Origin of the sequence: Flavobacterium aurantiibacter (assembly GCF_002251775.1) — a bacterium.
Lineage (GTDB): Bacteria > Bacteroidota > Bacteroidia > Flavobacteriales > Flavobacteriaceae > Flavobacterium > Flavobacterium aurantiibacter.
The window spans coordinates 1-23,897 of sequence record NZ_NOXX01000221.1; the positions used below are offsets into that span (position 1 = coordinate 1).

The window sequence follows — 23,897 nt, forward strand, 5'->3', positions numbered from 1 at the left end:
AAGCTGGAAATTAATTTAATACAATTTTTGTCGTGTACTTAGCGAGATTCGTTTTATTTTAATTGCCAATAACGGTGGAGTCGTGGAGTACAATTACGAGTTAACGCCAACAGGAAGTAACGGAACGTTGGTTAAAGGTGCGTGGCAGTCGGTTAATGTGCTCTTGAGTTTTTTCCAAAATCTAGGATTCAATAAAACCAAATTTTTCCAATTTAAGTTAGGAACCAGTTCCGATTTGGTTTCAGATATCGTGTATTTCGATAATATCTATTTCTCGGTAAATCCAGGAACAATACTCAATACCAATACTTTCGCACAACAAGCAAGCCTTCTCGCGTTCCCAAATCCATCGCATGGAAACTGGAAAATACAGTCGGAACAAAACATTCAAACAATAAGCGTACACGATGTTTCCGGCAGACAAGTGTTAGTGCTAACACCTAATTCGTCTGAGGTTATCATCGATGCAGCTTCGTATCCCGCCGGACTCTATTTTGCAAAATGCACCACCGCCGCAGGTTCGCACGTGTTGAAATTAGTCCGAAAGTAATTAGGAAATCCCCTATTTTCTAATCTTTAAATCTTTAAATCTCGAAATCTCGAAATCTTTCCTTCTTCCGTCCAGCTTTTCCCGCCATTTGTTCCAAGTACGCACCAAAACGGGGTATTTTGCACGTGCAGCTAACGGCTTCTTTCAGTCGCCGCAGCTTTCGGCAAAAAAGCCCCGTTTTGCTTTACGCGCTTTCCACGTCTGTCGGGGCTGGGAAATCGGTACTCAATATCGATGGAAATAAAAAATCACGCCCCATTCTAGACCAAATTTTAGTTTTATACAACTACCAGCTATCAGAATAGATTGGACTATTTCAATTTTTTACGCTTTTTTAGCTTCTTTTTAAAACACGACTTAATACTTCGCTCAATTCTGTCTTCCATAAACTGTCGTAGTGTCCGCCTGTAAATTCCTTTACTTCTATAAACGAGTTTGACTCCTTATATTTCGCAGTTAAGTACTCCGCCTCTGATTTTAAGAAAACTGGTTCTGCGCTACCATATCTTAGGTACAAATTTGGATAGACAGTTTTTTCATTCCATGGATTTGTACTAATGTCGCCACCAAAAATCGAAAAGCAAAAATATGTGCCAATTATCTCGGGATTACTGTTCAATAAACTTACTCCAAATCCAGCTCCGTTCGACACTCCATAAAAGTATCTGCCGTACTTATCGTTATTTTGATTGTCCTTATTCTCTACGTACTTTATGAGCTCATCCGCAAAGTACCGCTTATGATTATTGAATCGTTTAGCTAAGGCAGAATCTTTTGTAATACTTCCATAATCATTGATGTATTCAAAGTTTCGATAATCTAAATAAACTTTTTGCCATCACTGGTTGTTACAAGGCTGCTGTCTGCAATTTTTGTATTTGAAAAACTGGCAATAAAGATCAGAGGCTTAATAATTTGTTTACTGATTAATGAATCTAATAACTCTTTTGTCTCACTGATATCCGTTCCTCCGTCGGTTGCAAAAATGATGGGATACCTGTGGGTAGTTTTAAAACCGCGCGGTAAATACACGTTATGTTTTCGATACTCATTTAAATTCTTACTGTATATCGAATCTACTGCAACTAATGAATGTTCCTGCAAAAGTTCGGTATTGGCCTTACATGCTAAAACTAAAACGGCAATCGATGCCAATAAACAAAAGTTTTTCATTATTACTGATTTTGAAACTGCATTACTATAGTGTGAAAAGCCACTAAAAGTTTAATAGACGGTGATCCGGTGTTAAATATTTTTCGCTTTCTCGTATGTATTTTATCGCTGTCCGCTACAAGCTTTACAATGTAAGGGTCAATCCAAGTCAATAAATTAATTATAGATTTATGAACTTCTAATGTTTCTTCAAATTCAATGGTATTACTGTTAAAACAAATTGGCTCGTTGTGTTTAATCTTATTTCTGAAACGCCTTACTCTATCCAATCCATCATTACCTTCTTTTCGTCCATGACCCAAAGGTAACGAATTAAATATTTGTATAGGTTTACTTTTCAATAAACGATGATGGTGAACTGCAAAAAAGTTGGTCCAAAAGCCGAGTGTTTGCTCGGAAATATTATAGCAATTATTGCAGGTATTCCGTAAAAGAAAATATCAAGTTGTAGGCTTCCCCTAATTCGAACCGTTTATAAATCAAATTTATGTTTTNTTTCGAAAAATCCTTGAGAGCTATTGCTCTCAGACATTTTTCTTCAACAAAAGAAATTATGTAGGATTAGCTCCTTGCGTCGCTGATCCTGCACCAGCGAACCGGTGCTCAAACTTTTGCTTCGAAAAATCCTTGAGAGCAGAAGCTCTCAGACATTTTTCTTCAACAAAAGTTTGTGGGGAGAACAGGATTCGAACCTGTGAAGACATAGTCAGCAGATTTACAGTCTGCCCTCGTTGGCCACTTGAGTATCTCCCCGGTTGTTGATTTTTCCAATAAATTAAGGAACTTCTTAACCTTTGTTCACGACAACAAACCCATTTTTTGAGTTTAAGCCATAAAAAAAGTCCGCTATTTCTAACGGACTGCAAATGTAGAGGTTTAAATTATTTAAACAAAAGAATTTTTAAAAAAGTTTAAATCAGGAATGTGCTCTAATTTTTTCCTTTCTTTTTACAAGTAAACGCTCGGCCGATTCCGCCGCAACTTCAATAGCTTCTTCGNTCGGTTTTTTTGCGTTAAAAGCCAATTTATTTTAAAATGAGCCCAGCGGCAGCGACACNTTTGTGGGGAGAACAGGATTCGAACCTGTGAAGACATAGTCAGCAGATTTACAGTCTGCCCTCGTTGGCCACTTGAGTATCTCCCCGGTTGTTGATTTTTCCAATAAATTAAGGAACTTCTTAACCTTTGTTCACGACAACAAACCCATTTTTTGAGTTTAAGCCATAAAAAAAGTCCGCTATTTCTAACGGACTGCAAATGTAGAGGTTTAAATTATTTAAACAAAAGAATTTTTAAAAAAGTTTAAATCAGGAATGTGCTCTAATTTTTTCCTTTCTTTTTACAAGTAAACGCTCGGCCGATTCCGCCGCAACTTCAATAGCTTCTTCGAATGTTCTGCACTGTTTCTTCACCATAATATCGTCACCGGGAACATGAATTTTCAATTCCAAGATCTTATTCTCTTTCTCGCTGGTATTATCAACTTTCAAATACACGTCGGATACCACCACACGATCGTAATATTTCTCTAATTTATCTAATCTTGCTTGAATAAAAGCGACGAGTTTTGCGTCAACAGTGAAGTTGACTGCGTGAACATTTACCTTCATAATTAAATTGTTTTTATTAGACTTTTACGCCTCAGAACTTCTCGGATGCGCTTTAGCAAAAACTTTTTGCAACTCAGCTAAACTGCTGTGTGTATATACTTGTGTCGATGCTAAACTCGAATGACCGAGTAATTCCTTGACAGAATTTAGATCCGCTCCGTTGTTTAAAAGATGGGTCGCAAACGAGTGTCGAATAATATGCGGGCTCTTCTTTGTTTTCGCGGAGACATTACTAAAGTACGTATTTATTGTTCGATACACAAAAGATTCGCTCAATTTAACGCCATTTTCGTTCACCAATAACTTAGTATCCGCATTTTCAGGACGGCAGAGCAAATACTCACGAATGCGTTCTTTAACAACTGTTAGTAATGGTACGATACGCTCTTTGTTTCGTTTTCCGACAATTCGTAAAGTTGACGCTTGTAAATCAACATCTTGAAGTTTTAAATTAATGAGTTCAGCACGACGCATTCCCGTGGCGTAGAAAAGCTCGACCAATAGACGCTTTAACTGCTCATCGTACGTCTTAGGAGTTCCGAACAATTCAAAAACGTCGTATACTTCGGTTTCAGAAAACGGCAGTTGTAACCTCTTAGCAACTTTTAACGGCTGATGCTTAGCCAGCGGATTCGTTTCCAACTGTCCGACTTTCATAAGAAAACGAACAAAAGTGCGCAAAGTGGAAATCTTTCTGTTAATACTGCGGTTGCTTATTCCGCGATCGACTTCACCAACGATAAAGGAACGAATTAACGGATAATGCAAATCGCTCCAACTATCCAACTGATATGTCGAAACCAAAAACTCCGCTATTTGTTCCAAGTCGTCGAGGTAGGCTTTTGCTGTTAGCACAGAATAATTCTTCTCTAACAACAAATAATCTTTGAATTTGTGAAGCAATTCTTCCATAGCGCGCGTTTACATTCTCAAAAGTACAGATTAATCAGCTTTTACAACTAATCGTTACCTCCAAAGCAGCTGCACCAAAAAAGACGAAACTTCAATAAAACAGATTGAGCAATTAAATTGATTCGGCTTTTTTTCGCATTGCGTCTTTGAACTCACCTTGTAATTTGCCAAATGACACTTTTGCTTCAAACAAAGGCGAACAAGAAACCTTAAAATAAAAAAAGACGGTTCGAAAACCGTCTCTTCTTAAAAACTACTACTACATGTATTTTAGTTTTTTTCACAACTAATCATTAACTAAAGAAAACTACTAAAAACAAGTCTCAAAAAAATCAGTCGGTTGAATGCCCCTTCCTAACGACTTTGTTCAAAAGTGTAAAAAAAAGTAGCATCACTCTATAACTTTGGTACGAATAACACAAAAATGTATACGTTCGACATCGATAAAAGCATAGCTGTATTATTTTATAAGGAAAGCCTTACAAGTGTGCGGATTTACGTATTCGTTTACTGCAATCCTAAATTTTAAAATCAAGCGTAAATATTGCCCAACCGTTTTCATCTTTGTACGAAAAATCGGCGTTCATCTGTTCTACTAAAATGCGAATAAGTCGAAAACCGAAGCCATTATCATGATCTTCAATGCCCGATTTCAAACCCACTCCATTATCGGCATAAGTAACTTGATAGTGCGCGTTAATTGAAGAAATCCCGACGCGAATCGCGCCTTCCGATCGATCTTTAAACGCATACTTAAAGGAATTGGTTGCTAATTCGTTTAAAATCAAACCTAAAAATATGGCAGTAGATACATCGAGCGAAACATCATTGTCGTCGATTTCTATTTGAACAAGAGTATTTGGTGTTTGAAACGTTTGTACAACCGAATCGAACAACTGTCGAGTAAATTGGTGAAAGTACACCTGATCGTTTTCTAAATCTTGGTACAAATTTTCGTGAATCAATGCCATGGATTGAATGCGGTGTTGCGATTCGGTCAAAATAGCCTTTACTTCCTCGTCTTTGCTGGCACGAGCTTGCAAGAACAACATACTTTTTAACGTCGATAAATTGTTTTTTACCCGATGGTGAACTTCTTGCAACAAAGTTTGCTTTTGCAGCACCAAGCGCTCGAGTTGCAAATTCGACTCCAACAGCAATTTGTTGTTGCGCTGAATTCTTCGATACGACAAAACAACTACGATCGTAATGACGATCAACGACAGTAAAATCACTAAACCTATATCGAACTGCAAGGTTTTCTCTCGCAGCTCCATAGCCGCCAGTTTGTTCTTTTGTTTTTCGTCGCGCACTAAAGCTTCTTTTTTATCGGCCTGATATTTTATGTTCAACGCCGCAACTTGCGATTCGCGCTCTTTATCTTTAATCGCTTTTAAAACAGCGTTGGCTTTCGAGAAATAAAAAATTGATCGTTCGTATTTACCCAATTTCTGATAAGCTGTTGCTAAATTTGAGTATACTTCTTCATTCAAATACAAATCGTTCCGCAAGTACAATTCTGCCTTTTTAAAATAATCGAGTGCCTGCGCATACTTTTTTAAATTTAAGTAATAGCGCCCCTGGTTGTTGCATACATGTGAGTAATCGATGTATTCGGCTCTGCGCAACCAAATGCCTTCGGCTTTTTTAGCGTAATGAAAACAACTGTCGGTTTCGCGCCTTTTCCAAAAGCAATCGGCCAAACTCGACCAAGCAAAGGCCATGGAAATCGAATCTTTGGTTTGCTTTGCAAATTTCGACGCCATTTGCAAATAGGTAAACGCACCGTCGATTTTATCGCTTTTGAGCAGGTAATTTCCGTAAACACGATAAGTATATTCTTTTGCAGGCAAATAATCGGTTCGTTTTGAAGCGGCTACGGCACGCAAGTAGTATTCTTCGGCTTGCTTGTTCAGTTTTAGCAGCGCCAGATTATCGGCAACAGACAAATTAATACTGGCAATCTGAATGTCGTTTTTCGATTTCTCGGCATAAACCAAGGCTTCGAGTGTGAGCTTAGTGGCTTTGTTATAATCGCCTAAAAGTTGATAGGTATACGCGCGATCATTCAGTAAAAAAGCTTTTAAGCGGTGATTGTTTTTGGGTAAATATGTATTGCATAAGTCGTACATATACAAGGTCGAATCGAGCTTTTGATGATGCTCGTAACCGTCGCCCATATATTTATAGGTATAAAAAGCAGCTAAGGTGTCGCGCCGTTTGAGTGCCCAAGGCAAGGCTTTTTTGAAGTAGAATTTCGTAGAATCGAGGTATTTGCTGTAGCGGTATTCCTTTAATTTTGCGGTATACGGCGTTTTGCCTTCTTGCGCCACTGCACATAAGGGCAACCACAACACCAAAAGCAACTGTAGGTTAAACTTCAAGAATAAACGCTTTAAACTTTGGAAACTGAGGCTCGACGCGCGAGGTGGTTCGAGCAACAAGCAAATAAAGCAAGAAAAAACGTAAGGTAAACATTAGGTCATAAAAAAACCGTTAATCAACAAAGGCTGATTAACGGTTTATGGTTGTCAAACGCTGAAATTAGCTTTCTAGGCTGTCTTTCAATCGTTGAATGTAATGTGCTTTTTGAATCTTCATTCGGTGAGTCACAGACGGTTTAATAAAAGCCTGTCTAGCACGCAATTGGCGTACAGTTCCGGTTTTGTCGAATTTTCTTTTGTAACGCTTAAGCGCTCTATCGATATTCTCTCCGTCTTTAATTGGTATAATCAACATAATATAGACACCCCCTTTCTTTAAGGCTGCAAAAGTAAACTATTTTTCTGGTTTTCAAAACTTTTTTTGGCGCGCTGGCAAAACTATTCGCTGGAAATACCAATGGTTTTGCCGTCCTGCTTTTCCCCCGATAGCTATCAGGGTTTTTTGTGGCTTAAACGCCACCACAAAAAAGGCTTTCCGCTGCAATCAGTCGCGCGGGGAAAGTAACAAAAATAAGTGCTCGTACTTGTTGGTAATGACTAAAAAAAGTTCCACAAAATTGAAACAACTTTTATATCGCTTATCGAAAGTTACGACATTCTTTGTGTGAAGGACTGCAACGAAAATAAAAAACGGCTGCCGCTGTACTGGCGCCCGCAGCACAAAGCGACCGAAGGAAGCTCTTGTGCTGCGATGGCGGCAGTTGCGGCAGCCGTTTTTTATTGCAGTGAAAGGCCTGACGGCGCCGGAGGAACGACCCGCCGGCACACCCAAAGCACACTAAAATGTTCCGCGATAGCCAAATAAAATACTTGAAGCCTGCTGAATTTTGTTTTCACTGCCGTTGTCTTCAATTCGCGTAAAGTCGGACTGACCTTGCAGACCGAAATACACCGCAGAACGGTTGGATATGCGGAAATCGACTGTTAGTTGCGTTAAGATACCGAAATTCCAACCTAGATTTTCGTCTTTTGCTTTCACAGCCGTAGTCTGATTTTCTTGACGTGCTAAAAAGCTCGCTACAGGACCCGCAGAAACGCGCATTGAGATTAGGTTTTGGTCGCTCTTTTCATCAAAACTAATTCTACCGCCTAGCAATAGAGGAATTTGCACATAATCATTTTGCAAACGCGCTGATTCTCCCGCCAAAGTGTAGTTTGCATCAAAGGTTGAGAACATCACCCCACTAGTTAGGTCGAGATTTTTTGCGATTTTTCGTGTAAGAAATACATCGAATGCATTGAATGTACCATTTAAGGTAACCAAGCCGCTCTGCTCATATTTTGCAAGACCAAGTCTGGGTTGCAATGTATAAGACCACTTGCTTTTTTCGCTTTCTTTTTCCTGCGCAAATGAACTACAAATCATACCAAATAAACCAATTCCGACAAGTACTAATTTTTTCATATTCATTGTTTTAGTTTAAGGCGAAGCTATAGTCTTACTTGTAAGAATAGAATTACTTTAACTTAATATTAAAGAAAATAAAAAAAGCGCCGTTGAGGCGCTTCCTAGAACTAAGATTGTATTAATGCTTGACCGCAGGTTTATAGGTTTGCTTGTCGATTATCATTTTCGATAGAATTTCGCGAAGAATTTCAGACGTTCCGCCACCAATTGGACCCAAACGGCTGTCGCGCAGCAATCGTGCTAACGGATACTCTTCCATGTAGCCGTAACCGCCTAAGAATTGCAAGCAACTGTAAATGGTTTCGTCGGCTACTTTAGTTGATTTTAATTTAGCCATAGTTGCTTCCTTAACCACATATTCGCCTTTTTGCAAGCGATCTACAGCCACGTAATTGAATACTTTACAGTGTTCGACATCAGAAGCGTGATCTACTAATTTATGGCGTAGTGCTTGAAACTTACTGATTTTTGTTCCGAAAGCTTCGCGTTGCGACATGTATTCGATGGTATAATCGATTGCGTATTCGGCTCGCGCGTGTGCGTTAATGGCCATGATAAGACGTTCTAGCGCAAAATGTTGCATGATGTACGGGAATCCTTTTCCAGCTTCGCCCATTAAATTAGTTACGGGTACTTCCACCTGATCGAAGGAAATTTCTGCGGTATCGGATGCGCGCCAGCCGAGCTTATCCAACTTTGATTTCGAAACGCCTTTAGCATTAGCATCCATTAAAAAGATACTGATGCCTTTATTTCCGGCTGCTGGATCGGTTTTCGCAGCTACGATATAGTAATCTGCGTAAACACCATTTGTAATGAAAGTTTTTGAGCCATTGATAACGTACTTGTCACCTTGAAGAACGGCTGTCGTGCGCATTCCAGCAACATCGCTACCTCCGAAAGGCTCAGATATGCATAAGGCACCTAGTTTATCACCGGCTATACTTGGAACTAAGTAATTTTGTTTGATTTCTTCGCTGCCTTCGGCATTTAAGTGCGTCATCGCCAAGTACACGTGCGCCCAAACGGCTGCTGCGAAGCCCGAAGATCTAATTTTTTGTAACTCTTCCAGAAGAATTACCATATAGAATAGGTCTAAATTCAGACCGCCATACGCTTCTGGGTATGTAATCCCGAGAAAGCCCATGTCGCCGAATTTTTTCCAAATGAAACGCTCAATAGTTCCTGTTTTTTCCCACTTTTCGATGTGAGGAACGACTTCTGCTTTTAAAAAATCTTGAAAACTTTTTCTGAACAATTCATGTTCTTCCGAAAAGTAAGTTGAATTCATATGTTAACGGATGGCTTTTAAAATTCCAAATATAAAACTAATATTGTTAACTTTTCTTGCGTAATTCCTTCAACATTTGCCAAATCTTCAATAATTAAAGTTCCTTTTCGACTCCTGATTTTAACAATTTCACGAGCCAATGCATAGTTAAAATACGGAAAAGCCGACAGCTCTTTTACACTTGCGCGATTGATATTTAGCTTGTTAACATTCGGCTTTACACTTATTTTTAAATATAACTTTAACTGTTGGAACATGAGGTCGTCTACTCCATACAAGAGTTTCAACTGGTTTACAGTACAGAATCCGCCGAGTTTTTTTCGCTGATCGAGAATTTGTTGGGCACGTCTGACACCAATACCGGGAATCTCGACCAATTGCGCTTCCGTTGCGGAATTGAGATCGACTGCTCGTTTTGCATGATATGTTGGTCGAAAAGCCGTTTGCGTCTTCTTTTTCGTCCAAGCGGGAAATACAAAAAGCGGAGACAGTTTTTTGAGTAATTCGTTTGAAACACCCGTAACTTTTTGGAAATCGGCCGCAGAGTTTACATAAAGACCTTTTTTGCGATACGCTTGTAAGCGATCGAATACCGCTGTAGGAATTTTTAGCTGATAGGCTTTGTAATCACTTATAAAATTGGGATTAAAAGGTTTTACTTCGAACTTTTTATACTTTTTTGCAGCTAGTTTCTTTTCATACGCAGTTTCCAATAGTGCCAATTCTTTTTCGTCTGTTACAGGAATATTTGGAGTTGGCGAATAAAAGTGCAAGCAAAATTGAAGTAAAATAAGAAGTAGAAATAGTGCTCCAAGGCCGCGCCGGTGCAGCTTCGGAATGAGGAAAATACTTTTCATGAGGCTTATAAATCGAAAACAGAAGATCTTTTGGCGCGGATTAAATCTTTTAATTTTAGCCAAAAAGCTAGCGTGAGATACACCCCGAACCAGAGTCCGGCTGTAACAAAGGAAATATAAATAAAAAACAAGCGAACACTGCTGGCGCGCATACCCAAGCTATCGGCTAAACGACTGGCGGCGTTAAATCCGTGTTTTTCAAAGTAGTATTTTAGACGTAAATCAAAGCGCATAGCGGAACGAAATTAAGCAGATTTTTCGGATTTACTCAACAAATGCACACCAATCGAACAATTCATACAACGTCCCTTCTCGCAATATTGCTGTTTTAGTTCGAGTAAAGCCTGCGATTCGAATGCGGATTTAGCTTTGAGATCGAGATCGCTGAAACGTTTGATTATTGTATTATTTTCTGGTTTTATCTCTACAGCAAGATCGATTAGAAAATCGGAGCGTGTTTGCCCGTTCTCATTATAATAGGCAAACAAAAACGGAATTATTGTATTGATAACCAGCAGATCAACAAAACTTTGCGATAAGTGCTTGGGTGAAGCTCGCGTTGCTTTATCGGGAATGTAGTGCGTTTGCCAATACGCTGAGACACCACCTTGAAAAATTTGAGACAGCTGCTTTAGATTTGTAGCTTGTAATAGCTTTTCGAATTTATAGGGGGATTGGTGGTAAAAGGCAGCCAACTGCACCAATCGAATTGTTGGAAAATTTTCTGGTCGAAGTTTAAAAAACTCAACTGGATGTAACAATTCAGTAGATATTTGATATTTAATCTTCAAAAATCCAAACTCGGCTTGTAGTTGTTGTACATAATAATCTTGGTGCTCGGCTTCGAGTAGTTGGCAGCTTCCTAAAAAAAGAGCTTCCAAACCAATTAAATTCGCAGATTCTTTGATTACGGCTTTAAAACCCACTCGTTGCGCCATTTGCTCGAAAGCTATTGCATTAGAATTTAAACCAAATGCTTTTGCTAGGGCTACAAATAAGGTTGCTTCCCAATCGCCATTTTGGCTTCGAAAGAGTTCGGTAATACTCATGGCTTTTCGTTCGGCACGTTCGATGAAAAGCCGTTCGAGAAATGTATGAACTAGTTCGACTGGCACAGAACTTATTAGCTTTTCACAATAAATCCATGTTTTACTTTGCAGTAAATTTTGGTACGAATGCACCAAGGTTGCAGATACCCGTCCTTGCAATTCGAGCACCGGTATTGTTGCATTGTTTTCCAAGAAAATGTCGTAGTCGTAGTGCCAAACAACGTGTAGAATTACATTTTTGTATTTGGCGTCTTGCTCGTGTCGGTGTAAGTACCAATCTGAAGATTTTAGATGGATTTCGACATTACCCACCCAGAGTTGTTGTCCGATTCGAATTTTAGCGTTAAAGAAGTCTGGACCGCTCGATTTTAGGTAAAAGCCTTGATTGACAATCGAAAGCGGTTCTCCACTAGTCGTAAAGAGATTTTGGTGGTTGAATTTCTGAAACTTCCAGACGTAGTGGAGAAAATCCTCTTTCATGGCGTGTAAAAATTTAAATGGCTTGGATGACGCTAAATTAACTATCTGATTAAATTACAATTACGGTTTTTCCGTAAATTTCAAAAAAAATTAAAAAAATTTAAGGTATTAAGGAATTGTGAATTGTGATTGACTTAACAGAATGTAAAATCTTGATTTAGACCTTTGCAAAAAAGATAAACTTGGACCAGAATACCATCCGTAAAATATTAATCTGCAGACCAAACCACCGGTTGGGTAATATGCTTTTAGTAACGCCGCTTGTACAAGAGTTGGAAAGAGATTTTCCCAATGCGAAAATAGACGTATTTGCTAAGGGCGTGTTAGTGGATATTGTCTTTGAAAATTATTCGAATTTTGGAACATCTATTAAGTTAAGTAGAAAACCTGCCAAGGATTTTTTAGGATATCTAAAGGCATGGACTAAAATAGTAACTTCAAAGTACGACTTGATTATAAATGTGGATCCTGGTTCAAAATCGGGCACAATTGCCACAAAACTTGCAAAAAGTAAATATAAAGTTTTTGGAACAGCGGAACTGAAAGCGATAACGCAATTTTCAGATTATCGGCATATGGCTAAATACCCGGTTTATGCCTATTGGAGTTATTTTAAAATTCCGACGCGAGAAATTTCACCACTACAATTACGCTTATCAACAGCCGAGCAAGAAAAGGGTTTAAAAACCTATAAGAGCTTACAGGAAAGCAACAAGCCACTAATCTGCTTATTTACCTACGCAACTGGTCAGAAAATCTATGATTCTAGTTGGTGGAATACATTTTATGAAGCACTTTCAAATCGCTTTTCCGCGGAATATGAAATTATAGAAATACTTCCCGTTGAAAATATCTCTCAATTTAACCACAAACTAAAACACTTCTACAGCAAAGACGTTCGCGAAATTGCCGCCATCTTGAATCACGCCGCCCTTTTCATTGGTGCCGATAGTGGCATGATGCACTTAGCGGTTTCGTCTGGTGTTCCTACTTTGGGACTCTTTAAAGTAACGTTACCTGAAAAGTATACACCTTACGGAGGAAAATCTGATTATATCAATACAAATGATAAATCTGTGGACCAAATGATGGCCCAAATTGAAAATACATTTAGCAATTAAGTGTTACTTCACTGAATTGATGATGTCGTATTTGGTAATGATGTGATACTTTCCACCATCTAAAGCTACCAAAACTGCCTGATTCTGTTTGTTTATTAATCGGCTTACTTCTTCAATTGTTGCATGCGCAGAAACAATAGGATACGCTGCCGACATTACCTCGCGGATTGGTTTATCTGCTAGATTTTTATCTAAAATGTAGTTTTGAAACAGGGTAGCCTCATCGATAGCTCCAACAAAACCGCTGGTATCTACAACCGGAATTTGCGAAATTTTAAATTTGCGCATACGTTCCAATGCATGAGAAACCAATTCTTCGGTTTTAGCTACTACTAATGGCTTATCGATATGATCTTTGATTAAGTCTAGAGCCGTGGTAACTTCTTCATCTAAAAATCCGCGCTCTCGCATCCAGTCGTCGTTAAACATTTTACCTACGTATCGACTTCCCGAATCGTGGAACAAAACAACCACAACATCATCAGGTTTAAAATGTTCTTTTAGCTGTAAAACGCCTTTAATCGCTGAACCTGCCGAGTTTCCGACAAAAATACCTTCTTCTAGCGCTAAGCGTCGTTGGTAAATAGCGGCATCTTTATCGGTAACTTTTGTAAAACCATCAATTAAAGAAAAATCAACATTTTTTGGAAGAATGTCTTCTCCAATACCTTCAGTGATGTACGGATAGATCTCGTTTTCGTCGAAAATACCCGTTTCGTGATATTTCTTAAAAACGGAGCCATAGGTATCAACACCCCAAATTTTCACATTCGGATTCTTCTCTTTCAAATACTTCGCTACTCCAGAAATAGTTCCTCCAGTACCGACACCAACTACGAAATGCGTGACCTTTCCTTCTGTTTGTTCCCAAATTTCCGGGCCGGTTTGTTCGTAATGTGCTACTGCATTCGAAGGATTATCGTACTGATTTACATACCATGAATTTGGAGTTTCTTCGCCTAGGCGTTTTGAAACTGAATAGTATGAACGAGGGTCGGTTGGTTCAACATCAGTCGGACAAACAACTACTTTTGCGCCCACGGCACGCAGAATATCCATTTTCTCTTTAGACTGCTTGTCGGTAATCACACAAATAAGCTTGTAACCTTTAACGATTGCTGCAAGAGCCAAACCCATGCCTGTATTTCCAGAAGTACCTTCAATGATGGTGCCACCTGGTTTTAATCGTCCATCAGCTTCAGCATCCTGGACCATCTTCAAAGCCATACGGTCCTTGACAGAATTCCCAGGGTTGAATGTTTCAACTTTTGCTAAAACCAAAGCATCAACTTCGGTTGTTAGTTTGTTAATTTTAACTAGTGGCGTATTGCCTATGGTACCAAGAATATTTTCTGCGTATTTCATAATTTCTATTGAAAAAAGTTCCACACCAAACCAAAGCGTACGGTAAAATCGCGATACGGATAATCGGGCGCGCTGTAATAGTTAAATCCTGTTAAGGGCGAATTGAAATGTTCTGCCTTTAAATAAATACGTGTTTGACGAACACGAGCGTTTACAAAAAAATCGATCAAAGGGAAATTACCAATTTTACGTTCGTTTTGGACGTAAAAACCGCCAATGACCGGGTTGTAGTTATTTGCAAAGTACGAAGTAAAGTAATTTACTGTGAAACCTGTTTGAAGGAATAATGCACGTTTAAACAGATATTCGCTGAAGTAAAAACTCTGACGAACAACTACATCGGGAACGTTTAGAATATCGTCGTCTTGAACTACTTGCTGAAACAGCACTGTATTGTCGAGCGCAAACTTTCCGAATGTAAGTTCTTTGGCTAATTTGATGGAAAAATGTGAAATTGATTTACCGTGCTGCTCTGGATTTACCGTCAATATTCGCGTAAAGTTTTGACCACTAGTAATTGTAGTTTCCTGACCTCTGAAATACAGATAATCGTTGATTAGGTTGTATTGAAACGAAGCGTTAATCCAAGGCGTTTCTGCAAAAGCGGAAATTCGATTAATTTTTTGATTGACAAAATTGTTCGACCAATTGTAATCTATAAAACTACTTTGAAACAAATTATATTGAAAATCGGGTATTTGCGACAAATTTTCAAGGCTTCCTGAAAATGTGAATCGATCGTTTGGACGATACATAATATTTGCTTTCAGTTGCGATGTTTTTTCGGTAACACCTTCGAAATAATCGGCTGTAAAAATAATTTTATCGCGATGTAAGGTATAATTCCCTCCTATCGAAGCAACTTCTAGTTTCAAAGACGCGGGAATCACATCGTTGTCATTAACGATGATCGATCTATAAAAATAATTGAAGTTCTGAAAAGCAGCATAAGGCTGAATACGTCCTATTTTCTTGTTTCCAAAACTTACACCAAGTTGATTCTTCATGGTGTTAAAGCGTACCTTATCTTTTATATTAGAGGGAACGTAGGCCGCTCCAAAGCGTTCGTTAACTGTTTGCTGGTTGTACTCTGAAAATTTGTGCTCGTAGGTAAACTCGTGCGAAATTTGCAAGTTGGTTTTATCTGATTTACCGGCAATAACAAGCTGTTGATTGAAATAATACCGATTGCCTCGAAGTATCGATTCGGCATCGGGAAGATAAACGCTCAAACGACGTCGATCTGTAAAAGCAGCGTCTCCAGATTCAAAATCGTCGATATTCTCAATACCGCCATTTTCGTAATTCAATAAATCTTGCGCAGTCATGTGAGCGCGCAAACTGTAACGTTTATTTTTGGTTATATAAGAAGCGGTAAATCGAAAATTACCGCTACTTGTAAGCTGGTTCACATACTTACCTTGCGACCTAACTCCTTTATAAGCAATGGAAAAGTTATGTCTTTTACTGGTATTTAATGTAATGAAGGCATCTAAGCTGTGGCCTTGTTCCATTACGGTTTTGTAGTACAATTCGGTGAGCGGCGTTGCAACTGAATAGTAGTTTATGTCTTCCACTTCTTTGTAAAAAAAGTGCTTGCCCGCAAAGCCAATTCCAGGCATGGCATTTTGTCTGGTAAGTGAAAAATCGAGTGTGTTATATGTTTGTCCTTCGTTGGCAAACGGCAAAAGACCGAAGTTATCTCTTCGGAGATAATTAAAAATGTAGTCTTTCCGGATGGTTAACGATGTATCGATGTAGGTCGTATCGTTTTTGGGACTGATTACCTGATACATGGTAATATCAGCAGTACTTGCTTTTAAAGTGGTGGCCTTGGTATTGGATTTAGAACCGAGTCTCGTGTTGGTTTGCGTTCCTGGAGACAACTTATCTAAACTCTTTGTATTTCGTTGCGCTTGCGCGGATGCGAACGTACAAATAGCAAAAGCCGTTAACAAAATACGTACTGTCATATCTAAAAAACTGCGCGCAAAGATACGCTTATTCGTTTAAGGACATTCAAAAACATCCTTTAAATCTTTGGTATAGAAACACCAAATCTGCGGCTTTACTATGCCATTGTTTCTTTAGGGTTCCACTATTGAAATTAGTCGGCATTGCTCCTTTTGAAAGAAATTACATTAAAAAAAAACCGTCGGGTTCCGACGGTCTTTTGGATTTATTTAATAAAACTTACTTGACGATGGTCATTTCATCAACGATATGTTTTGCATTTGCATATTTATCGATTAACCATAATACGTAGCGAATATCTACATTGATGGTGCGCTGCAAATTTTTATCAAAAATAACGTCGCCAGCCATTGCTTCGATATTTCCGTCGAAAGCTAAACCTATAAGTTCACCTTTTCCATTTAAAACTGGGCTTCCTGAGTTTCCTCCGGTGATGTCGTTATCTGTAAGGAAATTAACCGGCATGAAACCTGATTTATCTTGGTAGCGACCGAAATCTTTTGATTTGGCAAAATCTAACATACGTTGTGGTAAGTCGAATTCTGGATCGTTCTTTTTGTACTTTTTGATCATTCCATCAAAAGTTGTAAAGTTGTTGACCTTGGCGTCGTTGCGCTTGTCTGCGGGTAAAGCACGTACTTTTCCGTAAGTTAGACGCAAAGTAGAATTTGCATCTGGATAGCGTATTGGTGCCAATTTCGAAGCACGTAAACCTTCTACAAGTTTTCGGTAAGCTGCTCCGTAATCGTTCTGCGCTTTGGCAAGTTCGTCTGATCTTTTAGAGAAATGTGCCAGAAGTTCGTTTGAAAACTGGTTTAATGGATCGTTTACAATAAGTTGTTCGCTTGGAAATTCAAGGAAAGCTGCGATTCGCTCTTTAGACGTAAGTATACTTAAATCGAACGTAGCGTTAACAAATTTGGTAAAGTCGTTATTATTTGCTTTTGCGATTTTCTCAACCACAGGTGCAATAGGATAACCGACAGCTTTTGTTGCATATAACTTTAATTGTGCTGCCATGATATCTTTTTCAGCCGGAATGTGTTGTTCTGAGAATAATCCTTCCACCGCATCTTCAATCTGAGGCTTCATTTCTTGACGCTTCTTCTCGTCGGCTTTAGCATAATTTTCGAGCATTTTCCCTAAACCTCTGCCGATACTTCCGTAAGAAGTGGTACGGAAAAGTTGGTTTAAGTACATGTCATGACGCGACTTTTCATTGGTCATTTTATAGTAGTTGTTAAGTGTTTCCACCACTGAACCATAGCGCGCCTTATTTTCTGACTTGTTTGCCCACTTGTTGAATTTTGCTTCTTGGTCCGCTTTAGTTTTTGCGGTTTGGAATTTGGTAAGTGCATCAATCATACCTTGTCTGTTCTTCCAGTAATTTGCAGTTGAAGCAAATTTTGAAGCATATTTTAAACGTAGCTCATCGCTTTGTTGCATGTACTTTTGCATATTATCCATGCCTGTTTTAGCACCTTCAACCCATGCCGGATAAGCAAATTTCACGTTTTGCTCGATTCCGCCAGCAGGCATCCAACGATTGGTTCTGCCTGGATAACCTAAAATCATGGCAAAATCGTTTTCTTTAACGCCATTCAAATTAATTTTCAAATGTTGTTTTGGTTTTAAAGGCACATTATTCGGGCTGTACTCTGCTGGGTTTCCGTTAGCATCGCCATATACACGAAACATGGAAAAGTCGCCGGTGTGTCTTGGCCATTCCCAGTTATCAGTATCGCCGCCGAATTTCCCTACCGATTCTGGTGGTGTACCCACTAAACGCACATCGGTGAAATCTTGATAAACGAAATAATAAAATTCGTTTCCTTGAAAAAATGAACGAACTGAAACTACATACTTCCCTCCTTCATTATTTTCTTTTTCAATCAATGCAATTTCTTGATTAATGGCTTTCTCGCGCTCCGCTTCAGTCATATTATCGTTTAGTTTCGATAAGATTCGCTTTGAAACATCATCCATTCTCACAAAGAAACGCACGAATAAGCTCTTGGGTTTTAGTTCGCCTTTTTTGTCGGCTGCCCAATAACCATCTCTCAGATAATTATTTTCAGGTGAAGACAATTCTGCAATTGCATCGTATCCGCAGTGGTGATTGGTTAAAACAAGTCCGCTACCTGAAATAAGTTCGGCAGTACAACCACCGTTAAACTGAACAATAGCATCTTTTAAGCTGTTGTTGTTGATGCTATAGATTTCCTCTGCTGTTAATTGGAGGCCCATCTTTTGCATATCGCGGTGATTCAGACGTTCGATGAACATAAGGAACCACATCCCTTCGTCGGCACGAGCGGGAAAGATGCTCAATAATGCGACGACTGCCAATAAGATTTTCTTCATAGTTTACGAATATTAAAATAGTGCTTGCGAAGATAAGAGAAAAGCTGCTGTATTTTTATGTATGCGATATTGACAGATTAGTCCAAAAAATGGATCAAAAATTTATTAAGAAACATCTGTTAAACTTAATATAAATTGTCGATATACCTCTTTTTATTACTCTTTTTAGTGACGATAAAATACTTTTTTACTAAAAAAATTAAATTTTACGGAAAAACCGTAATCTCAATTAAATCTACCTCTGTAATTTTGTACAATAAAAGCAACAAAAATCCATGTACGAAGAGTTTGGAATGCTCATTATCATGTCATTACAATGATTGCTGTAGTTGTAAATGAGAAAAACAGCTTTAATTTCAAAATTTTATACACCATGAAAAAATTAATTTTAATCCTCGTAGCCACATTGCTCTTTACTACCGAATTTTCATTTGGACAGGAGTCGAACACATTTAAAACCGGTACTGTTTTAGTCACAATCAATAAAAACACCACCAAGACAGTTTTTGACAGTTATCCTAAACTCGAAGCAGGCATAGCGCCCGCGGTTGAAGCTGCTATGAGACGAGTTAGCCCAGAAGCTCCTTGCACCACATCTATGGAAGTTACTGTTACAGCGACAGTCGAAGCATCAGCCGCTGTTGTGGGTGGCTCATTGAGCACTTCAATCACAGCTACAGTTACCGCCGACTGTAAAGACATTTTAAATGCTGTTTCTCGAATCAAAAGTCAGCTTGAAAAGTTACTAAGATGATGAAATTTGGTAACCAACAGGCATTAGTTACTGTTGGTTACTTTTAACCAAAATTGAACTTTATGAAACTAATACGCTCCGTAAGCCTCAGCGCTTTTCTATTTTTAGTTTTTTCTACTTGTAGTTTCGCTCAAACCGAGACCAAAGAAGTAGTTGAAACCGCTCAACTCATTATTACGCAAGGAAAATCAAAAGTTCGCTACGATTACAAGAACTTCGACGATTTACTGAAATTCACTCCCGAACTTATCCAAAATGCACTAGACGAGGATAAACAAAAGAATTCAGCAAAAAAATGCAACATAAAGGTGAGTTTTTCTCTAACTTATAAGAAAGGAACTTCGAGCGAAAGTCTTAATTCTAACGTAACAACCGAATGCGAAAGCTTAATTAATGACGTAACTACTCTGCAAAAAGATTTAATAAATCTGTTACGAAAAGAAAATTGATCCAAAAAAACGAAAGTGGATAGGCTATTCACTTTCGTTTTCATCATTCGTTAAGCATTTTCCAAAGTCTATCTTTAAGTAATTGCAAATTATATTGACTTACTGAAGAGAAGAAGACATAAGGTGTATTTTTGAATTGTTGATCGAGTTCCGCTTTCAATTCGCTTTGCAACTCTTCATCAATCATATCACACTTTGAAATTGCCACTAAACGTTGTTTGTTTAGTAATTCCGGATTATATTCTTCGAGTTCTCGAATCAAAATATCGTACTCTTCCTTAATATTTGGCGAATCGACAGGTATTAAGAAAAGTAAAGTTGAATTCCGTTCAATGTGACGCAAAAAGTAGTGTCCAAGACCTTTGCCTTCAGCCGCACCTTCTATAATTCCGGGAATATCAGCAATTACGAACGACTGAAAATCGCGGTATGCGACTATCCCTAAATTTGGCTTTAGTGTTGTAAAGGGATAATCTGCTATTTTTGGTTTTGCCGAGGTTAATACAGAAAGTAACGTTGACTTTCCTGCATTAGGAAATCCTACCAATCCAACATCAGCTAAGACTTTTAACTCCAGAATAACGTCTTTTTCTTCACCTGCCAAACCCGGTTGTGCGTAGCGCGGTGTTTGATTTGTCGAAGAACGAAAATGCCAATTACCTAAACCTCCTTTTCCGCCTAGAGCGAGAATTCGTTCTTCGCCATCTTCGGTAATTTCAAAAAGAACTTCATCGGTTTCTTTATCTTTCACGACAGTCCCAAGAGGTACTTCGATGAATTGATCTTCACCGTCGGCACCAGTACTTCGTGAACTTCCACCGTCGCCTCCATGACCTGCTTTTACATGGCGCATAAATTTAAGGTGAAATAAGGTCCACAAATTTTTCCTGCCCACTAAAATAACGTGGCCGCCACGACCGCCATCTCCACCGTCTGGACCTCCTTTTTCAATAAATTTTTCACGATGTAAATGTGAAGATCCTTTTCCTCCTTTGCCCGAAGAAACATAAATCTTAACGTAGTCTACAAAATTTCCTTCTGTCATTTTTAGTCTTTAGTAGTTTCGTAAACCATTACTTTATCAATTTTTACGCCGTCCATGTCGATAACTTCGAGAACAAACCTTTGCCATTCCAACTTTTCTCCTTGTTTTGGAATTCGTGAAAGTTCGGTCATTATGAGTCCGCTTACTGTTGTCACTTCGTAATCGTTAATCAACTCATCGAGTTCGAAAAAGGTGAGAAAATCGTGTAACGAGTAGTGTCCATCGACGAGCCAAGTCCCGTCTTCTCTAGCAATGAGTTGAAAATCGTCTTTATAAAATTCAGAAGCGTCTCCAACCAAAGCCTCGAGAATATCATTTAAAGTTATAATTCCTTGAAAATCACCGTATTCATCAGACACAAATGCGTAGTGAATACCACTTTTCTTGAAGTTTTCCAAAGCAGTATAGGCCGTTGTTTGCTCCATAATGTATGGTGCTTCGCTTAGGATATTACTTAAATGAAAGTGTTCATCACCAAAATGAGAGAATATGCTCTTTAAATTCACCACCCCAACAATATCATCGTAATTTTCTTTGTAAACCGGATAAATGGAATGCAGTTCTTTGAGCATTAATTCCCTTACTTGCGAGCGATCAGCATCGATCGGCAAGGATATAACAGATTTCCGATGAGTCATTAATGAATTAACCTTCCGATCACCGATATGAAAAACACGTTCAACAATATCTTGTTCAATTTCTTGAACTTCTCCACCTTCGGTACCTTCTTTAATAATGGCTTTAATTTCTTCTTCGGTTATCTTTCCATCGGTTGTAGGTTTTATCATGAGAATTTTGAGAAGAAATTCAGTTGAAATTGTCAGGAGCCAAATAAAAGGCGCGGTAATTATCGAGACCGCTTTCATCGGAACAGCGGTAGCTTTAGCAATTGCCTCGGGATAATTTAAGCCTATTCGTTTTGGCACCAACTCGCCTAGCACTAATGAAACAAAAGTTAGCAACACAACTACCACTCCAACTGCAAAAGTGTGCGCATAGGGTTGTGTTGTAGGAAATTGTTGGAAAAAGTGCTCCACATCTGCAGTTATTTTATCGCCACTGAAAATACCCGTTAAAATTCCGATTAACGTTATTCCGATTTGGACGGTACTCAGGAATTTGTTGGGCGCATTTGCTAAATCTAGCGCGGCTTTTGCACTTGCATTACCTTTTTTAGCAGCATTTTCTAGGCGATTTTTTCGCGCGGAAATCAATGCGATTTCAGACATTGAAAAAACACCATTTAAAATGATCAGAAATAAGATAATTAGAAATTCCATAGTTTTTGATTGTTCAAATGCACGTTATCTACAATTGTTCGATAACTGCGCTGAGCCGCCTCGTAATTTCGCTTACTGCTCCAATACCATCTACAGCGAAAAACTTGTTTTGGTTTTGATAATAACCAATAAGTGGCGCTGTTTTTTCGTTGTATTCTTGATAACGATTTCGGATTTTCTCTTCGTCTTGATCGTCGCTACGTCCAGACGTTTTCCCGCGTTCAAGCAATCTTTGCACAAGAATTTCATCGTCGGCTTCAAGTGCAATTGTTGCGTTGACTTTTTGATTTTTACTTGCCAAGAAAGCATCTAGTGCTTCAGCTTGCGCTATTGTTCGCGGGAAGCCGTCGAAAAGGAAGCCGGCCGTATCTTCACTCTTATTTGCCTCAAATTCAAGCATCTGAATAGTCAAGTCATCAGGCACAAGATCACCGTTATCGATATACGATTTAGCTGTTGCGCCTAGCTCAGTTTGATTTTTAATGTGATAGCGAAAGATATCTCCGGTAGATAAATGCGTAAGGTTATATTTTGCTTTAAGCACTTCGGCCTGAGTTCCTTTTCCTGCACCAGGTTTACCAAAAAGAACGATATTAATCATGTTTATAATTTTGAGATGGAATAATTTATCAGGTGAAAATATAAAATTAGTGGAATTTTATTTACTCTTTCAACACAAAAACTTCACTTGAATTTCTACCTAAACCGTCGTAATCCAAACCACATCCCACAATAAATTTATTTGGAATTCGTATTCCAACATAATCTAATTTTACTGCTTTTTGATATACTTCTGGTTTTAGAAAAAGTGTTGCAATCTTAACGTGATGAATGTTTTTTTTCTTTGCAGCCTCCTTAAGATAAACGATTGTGTTACCTGTATCCACAATATCTTCAACTAAGATAATCGATCGACCTTGCAGACTGTCGTCGAAAGCCAGTGATTCTGTAATATGGTTAGTACTGTTGGTTCCCTCGTAAGATTTTACCTTTATAAACGAAAGTTCACAATCACCTTTATAATGTTTCAGAAGGTCCGCAAGAAATAAAATAGAGCCGTTTAAAACGCCTACAAATACAGGACACTGGTCGGAATAATCAGCATAAATTTGTTCAGCAAGTTGCTGAATCGCGAATTGAATTTCACTAGCTTCGATAAAAGGCTCGAAGTACCTATCGCCAATTTTCAATGGATATTTGCTAATTAAGATAAACAGCAAAGATAATTTATTTTCTGAAGTAGCTTTTGAAGTATTTAAAAGGAATCGCAAAATTTAAATTACAAGCAGATACGAAAAAAAACCACAAAGTTCATCGAATTAACTATTAATTTAACATCTTTTTCGTGATAATTAATGAAAAAAATCACTAAGTACACGACAAAAATTGTATTAAATTAACCCGTTGGGTGAAATTAAATTAATTGATTTTTGACTAAGTACACGACAAAAATTGTATTAAATTAATTTCCAGCTTATTGAACTTTGATAATAAGCAATTTGACAAATAATCTAATCCGAGTTTAAAAACGGATACTGCTCTTCGACCATGATTTTTTATCTTTATTGGTTTTATTTGATTATCAATATAATCCCCAATTTTATAGCACCAAAGAAATGCAATCATTACCAACGCGATTANAAGTTTTCCAGAAAGGTCTACTATTTTAACAGATTCAATGATTAAGTTATTTTTAGACTCAATATTTACAACATTTTGTGAAGGGTTAGGATAGATTGAAAACTGGTCTTGATTGAAACTATCAGTCGAA

The 23,897-nt window shown here is 38.3% G+C and carries 23 protein-coding genes and 2 tRNA genes; 4 read left to right on the top strand and 21 right to left on the bottom strand.

Going from position 1 to position 23,897, the window contains the following annotated elements; translation table 11 throughout:
• Window positions 1-82 precede the first annotated feature (82 nt).
• Window positions 83-550 carry a T9SS type A sorting domain-containing protein gene (locus tag CHX27_RS13500; RefSeq protein WP_165764521.1) on the top strand — a complete coding sequence of 156 codons (468 nt, stop codon included), beginning with the start codon at window positions 83-85 and terminating at the stop codon, window positions 548-550.
• A gap of 334 nt (window positions 551-884) precedes the next feature.
• Here CHX27_RS13500 and CHX27_RS13505 read toward each other — a convergent pair whose 3' ends face one another.
• The 13 genes from CHX27_RS13505 to CHX27_RS13570 form a co-directional block, all read right to left on the bottom strand.
• On the bottom strand, window positions 885-1,202 hold the full coding sequence (locus CHX27_RS13505; RefSeq protein WP_094487291.1) for a hypothetical protein: 318 nt from the start codon (window positions 1,200-1,202) through the stop codon (window positions 885-887).
• Between the two features lie 167 nt (window positions 1,203-1,369).
• Window positions 1,370-1,723, bottom strand: coding sequence for an alpha/beta hydrolase-fold protein (locus CHX27_RS13510; protein WP_094487292.1), 354 nt, complete (start codon window positions 1,721-1,723; stop codon window positions 1,370-1,372).
• 671 nt (window positions 1,724-2,394) lie between these two features.
• Window positions 2,395-2,476: transfer RNA gene (locus CHX27_RS13520), tRNA-Tyr, on the bottom strand.
• 309 nt (window positions 2,477-2,785) lie between these two features.
• Window positions 2,786-2,867, bottom strand: a tRNA-Tyr gene (locus CHX27_RS13525).
• Between the two features lie 163 nt (window positions 2,868-3,030).
• Window positions 3,031-3,333 carry a ribosome hibernation-promoting factor, HPF/YfiA family gene (gene hpf / locus CHX27_RS13530; RefSeq protein ID WP_094487294.1) on the bottom strand — a complete coding sequence of 101 codons (303 nt, stop codon included), beginning with the start codon at window positions 3,331-3,333 and terminating at the stop codon, window positions 3,031-3,033.
• Between the two features lie 24 nt (window positions 3,334-3,357).
• The gene (locus tag CHX27_RS13535; protein ID WP_094487295.1) at window positions 3,358-4,245 is read right to left on the bottom strand and encodes a tyrosine-type recombinase/integrase; all 888 of its coding nucleotides are present in this window, start codon (window positions 4,243-4,245) and stop codon (window positions 3,358-3,360) included.
• 518 nt (window positions 4,246-4,763) lie between these two features.
• Window positions 4,764-6,629 (bottom strand): histidine kinase dimerization/phosphoacceptor domain -containing protein, encoded by a 1,866-nt coding sequence (locus CHX27_RS13540; protein ID WP_133063477.1) that lies wholly within the window; start codon window positions 6,627-6,629, stop codon window positions 4,764-4,766.
• Between the two features lie 160 nt (window positions 6,630-6,789).
• Entirely contained in the window at window positions 6,790-6,984 is a 195-nt protein-coding gene (rpsU, locus tag CHX27_RS13545) for a 30S ribosomal protein S21 (protein ID WP_094487297.1), read from the bottom strand.
• Between the two features lie 483 nt (window positions 6,985-7,467).
• Window positions 7,468-8,094: a hypothetical protein gene (locus CHX27_RS13550; RefSeq protein ID WP_094487298.1), complete on the bottom strand. Its 627-nt coding sequence runs from the start codon at window positions 8,092-8,094 to the stop codon at window positions 7,468-7,470.
• Window positions 8,095-8,215: 121 nt separating this feature from the next.
• Window positions 8,216-9,388, bottom strand: a complete 1,173-nt coding sequence (locus tag CHX27_RS13555) for an acyl-CoA dehydrogenase family protein (RefSeq protein ID WP_094487299.1) — start codon at window positions 9,386-9,388, stop codon at window positions 8,216-8,218.
• A 17-nt stretch (window positions 9,389-9,405) separates the two neighbouring features.
• Complete coding sequence (locus CHX27_RS13560; RefSeq protein ID WP_094487300.1) at window positions 9,406-10,245, bottom strand: ComEA family DNA-binding protein; 840 nt, start codon at window positions 10,243-10,245, stop codon at window positions 9,406-9,408.
• 5 nt (window positions 10,246-10,250) lie between these two features.
• Window positions 10,251-10,478, bottom strand: coding sequence for a PspC family transcriptional regulator (locus CHX27_RS15840; protein WP_094487301.1), 228 nt, complete (start codon window positions 10,476-10,478; stop codon window positions 10,251-10,253).
• Between the two features lie 12 nt (window positions 10,479-10,490).
• Window positions 10,491-11,774: a DUF2851 family protein gene (locus CHX27_RS13570; protein ID WP_094487302.1), complete on the bottom strand. Its 1,284-nt coding sequence runs from the start codon at window positions 11,772-11,774 to the stop codon at window positions 10,491-10,493.
• A 242-nt stretch (window positions 11,775-12,016) separates the two neighbouring features.
• Between CHX27_RS13570 and CHX27_RS13575 the strand changes: the two genes are divergently transcribed.
• The gene (locus CHX27_RS13575; protein ID WP_094487303.1) at window positions 12,017-12,895 is read left to right on the top strand and encodes a glycosyltransferase family 9 protein; all 879 of its coding nucleotides are present in this window, start codon (window positions 12,017-12,019) and stop codon (window positions 12,893-12,895) included.
• 3 nt (window positions 12,896-12,898) lie between these two features.
• Here CHX27_RS13575 and CHX27_RS13580 read toward each other — a convergent pair whose 3' ends face one another.
• The 3 genes from CHX27_RS13580 to CHX27_RS13590 all read right to left on the bottom strand — a co-directional run bounded on the left by CHX27_RS13580 (window position 12,899) and on the right by CHX27_RS13590 (window position 18,598).
• Window positions 12,899-14,260, bottom strand: coding sequence for a pyridoxal-phosphate dependent enzyme (locus tag CHX27_RS13580; RefSeq protein WP_094487311.1), 1,362 nt, complete (start codon window positions 14,258-14,260; stop codon window positions 12,899-12,901).
• Window positions 14,261-14,265: 5 nt separating this feature from the next.
• On the bottom strand, window positions 14,266-16,233 hold the full coding sequence (locus CHX27_RS13585) for a putative porin (protein WP_094487304.1): 1,968 nt from the start codon (window positions 16,231-16,233) through the stop codon (window positions 14,266-14,268).
• A 220-nt stretch (window positions 16,234-16,453) separates the two neighbouring features.
• On the bottom strand, window positions 16,454-18,598 hold the full coding sequence (locus CHX27_RS13590; protein WP_094487305.1) for a S46 family peptidase: 2,145 nt from the start codon (window positions 18,596-18,598) through the stop codon (window positions 16,454-16,456).
• Between the two features lie 373 nt (window positions 18,599-18,971).
• Between CHX27_RS13590 and CHX27_RS13595 the strand changes: the two genes are divergently transcribed.
• Window positions 18,972-19,352 carry a hypothetical protein gene (locus tag CHX27_RS13595; protein ID WP_133063478.1) on the top strand — a complete coding sequence of 127 codons (381 nt, stop codon included), beginning with the start codon at window positions 18,972-18,974 and terminating at the stop codon, window positions 19,350-19,352.
• Between the two features lie 62 nt (window positions 19,353-19,414).
• Window positions 19,415-19,801, top strand: a complete 387-nt coding sequence (locus CHX27_RS13600) for a hypothetical protein (RefSeq protein ID WP_094487307.1) — start codon at window positions 19,415-19,417, stop codon at window positions 19,799-19,801.
• A gap of 43 nt (window positions 19,802-19,844) precedes the next feature.
• Here the strand turns inward: CHX27_RS13600 and obgE are convergent, their stop codons facing one another.
• The 5 genes from obgE to CHX27_RS13625 all read right to left on the bottom strand — a co-directional run bounded on the left by obgE (window position 19,845) and on the right by CHX27_RS13625 (window position 23,863).
• Window positions 19,845-20,846, bottom strand: coding sequence for a GTPase ObgE (obgE, locus tag CHX27_RS13605; protein WP_094487308.1), 1,002 nt, complete (start codon window positions 20,844-20,846; stop codon window positions 19,845-19,847).
• 2 nt (window positions 20,847-20,848) lie between these two features.
• Window positions 20,849-22,126, bottom strand: coding sequence for a hemolysin family protein (locus tag CHX27_RS13610; protein ID WP_094487309.1), 1,278 nt, complete (start codon window positions 22,124-22,126; stop codon window positions 20,849-20,851).
• A 28-nt stretch (window positions 22,127-22,154) separates the two neighbouring features.
• The gene (locus CHX27_RS13615) at window positions 22,155-22,727 is read right to left on the bottom strand and encodes an adenylate kinase (RefSeq protein ID WP_094487310.1); all 573 of its coding nucleotides are present in this window, start codon (window positions 22,725-22,727) and stop codon (window positions 22,155-22,157) included.
• Between the two features lie 61 nt (window positions 22,728-22,788).
• The gene (locus tag CHX27_RS13620) at window positions 22,789-23,316 is read right to left on the bottom strand and encodes a phosphoribosyltransferase (RefSeq protein WP_094487312.1); all 528 of its coding nucleotides are present in this window, start codon (window positions 23,314-23,316) and stop codon (window positions 22,789-22,791) included.
• A 244-nt stretch (window positions 23,317-23,560) separates the two neighbouring features.
• Window positions 23,561-23,863 (bottom strand): T9SS type A sorting domain-containing protein, encoded by a 303-nt coding sequence (locus tag CHX27_RS13625; RefSeq protein ID WP_165764522.1) that lies wholly within the window; start codon window positions 23,861-23,863, stop codon window positions 23,561-23,563.
• Window positions 23,864-23,897: the final 34 nt, after the last annotated feature.

Excerpts from the sequence above, each read along its gene's own strand:
- CHX27_RS13510 (WP_094487292.1), bottom strand. The coding sequence starts at position 1,723 with ATGAAAAACTTTTGTTTATTGGCATCGATTGCCGTTTTAGTTTTAGCA.
- hpf (WP_094487294.1), bottom strand. The coding sequence starts at position 3,333 with ATGAAGGTAAATGTTCACGCAGTCAACTTCACTGTTGACGCAAAACTC.
- CHX27_RS13535 (WP_094487295.1), bottom strand. The coding sequence starts at position 4,245 with ATGGAAGAATTGCTTCACAAATTCAAAGATTATTTGTTGTTAGAGAAG.
- rpsU (WP_094487297.1), bottom strand. The coding sequence starts at position 6,984 with ATGTTGATTATACCAATTAAAGACGGAGAGAATATCGATAGAGCGCTT.
- CHX27_RS13550 (WP_094487298.1), bottom strand. The coding sequence starts at position 8,094 with ATGAAAAAATTAGTACTTGTCGGAATTGGTTTATTTGGTATGATTTGT.
- CHX27_RS13555 (WP_094487299.1), bottom strand. The coding sequence starts at position 9,388 with ATGAATTCAACTTACTTTTCGGAAGAACATGAATTGTTCAGAAAAAGT.
- CHX27_RS13560 (WP_094487300.1), bottom strand. The coding sequence starts at position 10,245 with ATGAAAAGTATTTTCCTCATTCCGAAGCTGCACCGGCGCGGCCTTGGA.
- CHX27_RS15840 (WP_094487301.1), bottom strand. The coding sequence starts at position 10,478 with ATGCGCTTTGATTTACGTCTAAAATACTACTTTGAAAAACACGGATTT.
- CHX27_RS13570 (WP_094487302.1), bottom strand. The coding sequence starts at position 11,774 with ATGAAAGAGGATTTTCTCCACTACGTCTGGAAGTTTCAGAAATTCAAC.
- CHX27_RS13575 (WP_094487303.1), top strand. The coding sequence starts at position 12,017 with ATGCTTTTAGTAACGCCGCTTGTACAAGAGTTGGAAAGAGATTTTCCC.
- CHX27_RS13580 (WP_094487311.1), bottom strand. The coding sequence starts at position 14,260 with ATGAAATACGCAGAAAATATTCTTGGTACCATAGGCAATACGCCACTA.
- CHX27_RS13585 (WP_094487304.1), bottom strand. The coding sequence starts at position 16,233 with ATGACAGTACGTATTTTGTTAACGGCTTTTGCTATTTGTACGTTCGCA.
- CHX27_RS13590 (WP_094487305.1), bottom strand. The coding sequence starts at position 18,598 with ATGAAGAAAATCTTATTGGCAGTCGTCGCATTATTGAGCATCTTTCCC.
- CHX27_RS13595 (WP_133063478.1), top strand. The coding sequence starts at position 18,972 with ATGAAAAAATTAATTTTAATCCTCGTAGCCACATTGCTCTTTACTACC.
- CHX27_RS13600 (WP_094487307.1), top strand. The coding sequence starts at position 19,415 with ATGAAACTAATACGCTCCGTAAGCCTCAGCGCTTTTCTATTTTTAGTT.
- obgE (WP_094487308.1), bottom strand. The coding sequence starts at position 20,846 with ATGACAGAAGGAAATTTTGTAGACTACGTTAAGATTTATGTTTCTTCG.
- CHX27_RS13610 (WP_094487309.1), bottom strand. The coding sequence starts at position 22,126 with ATGGAATTTCTAATTATCTTATTTCTGATCATTTTAAATGGTGTTTTT.
- CHX27_RS13615 (WP_094487310.1), bottom strand. The coding sequence starts at position 22,727 with ATGATTAATATCGTTCTTTTTGGTAAACCTGGTGCAGGAAAAGGAACT.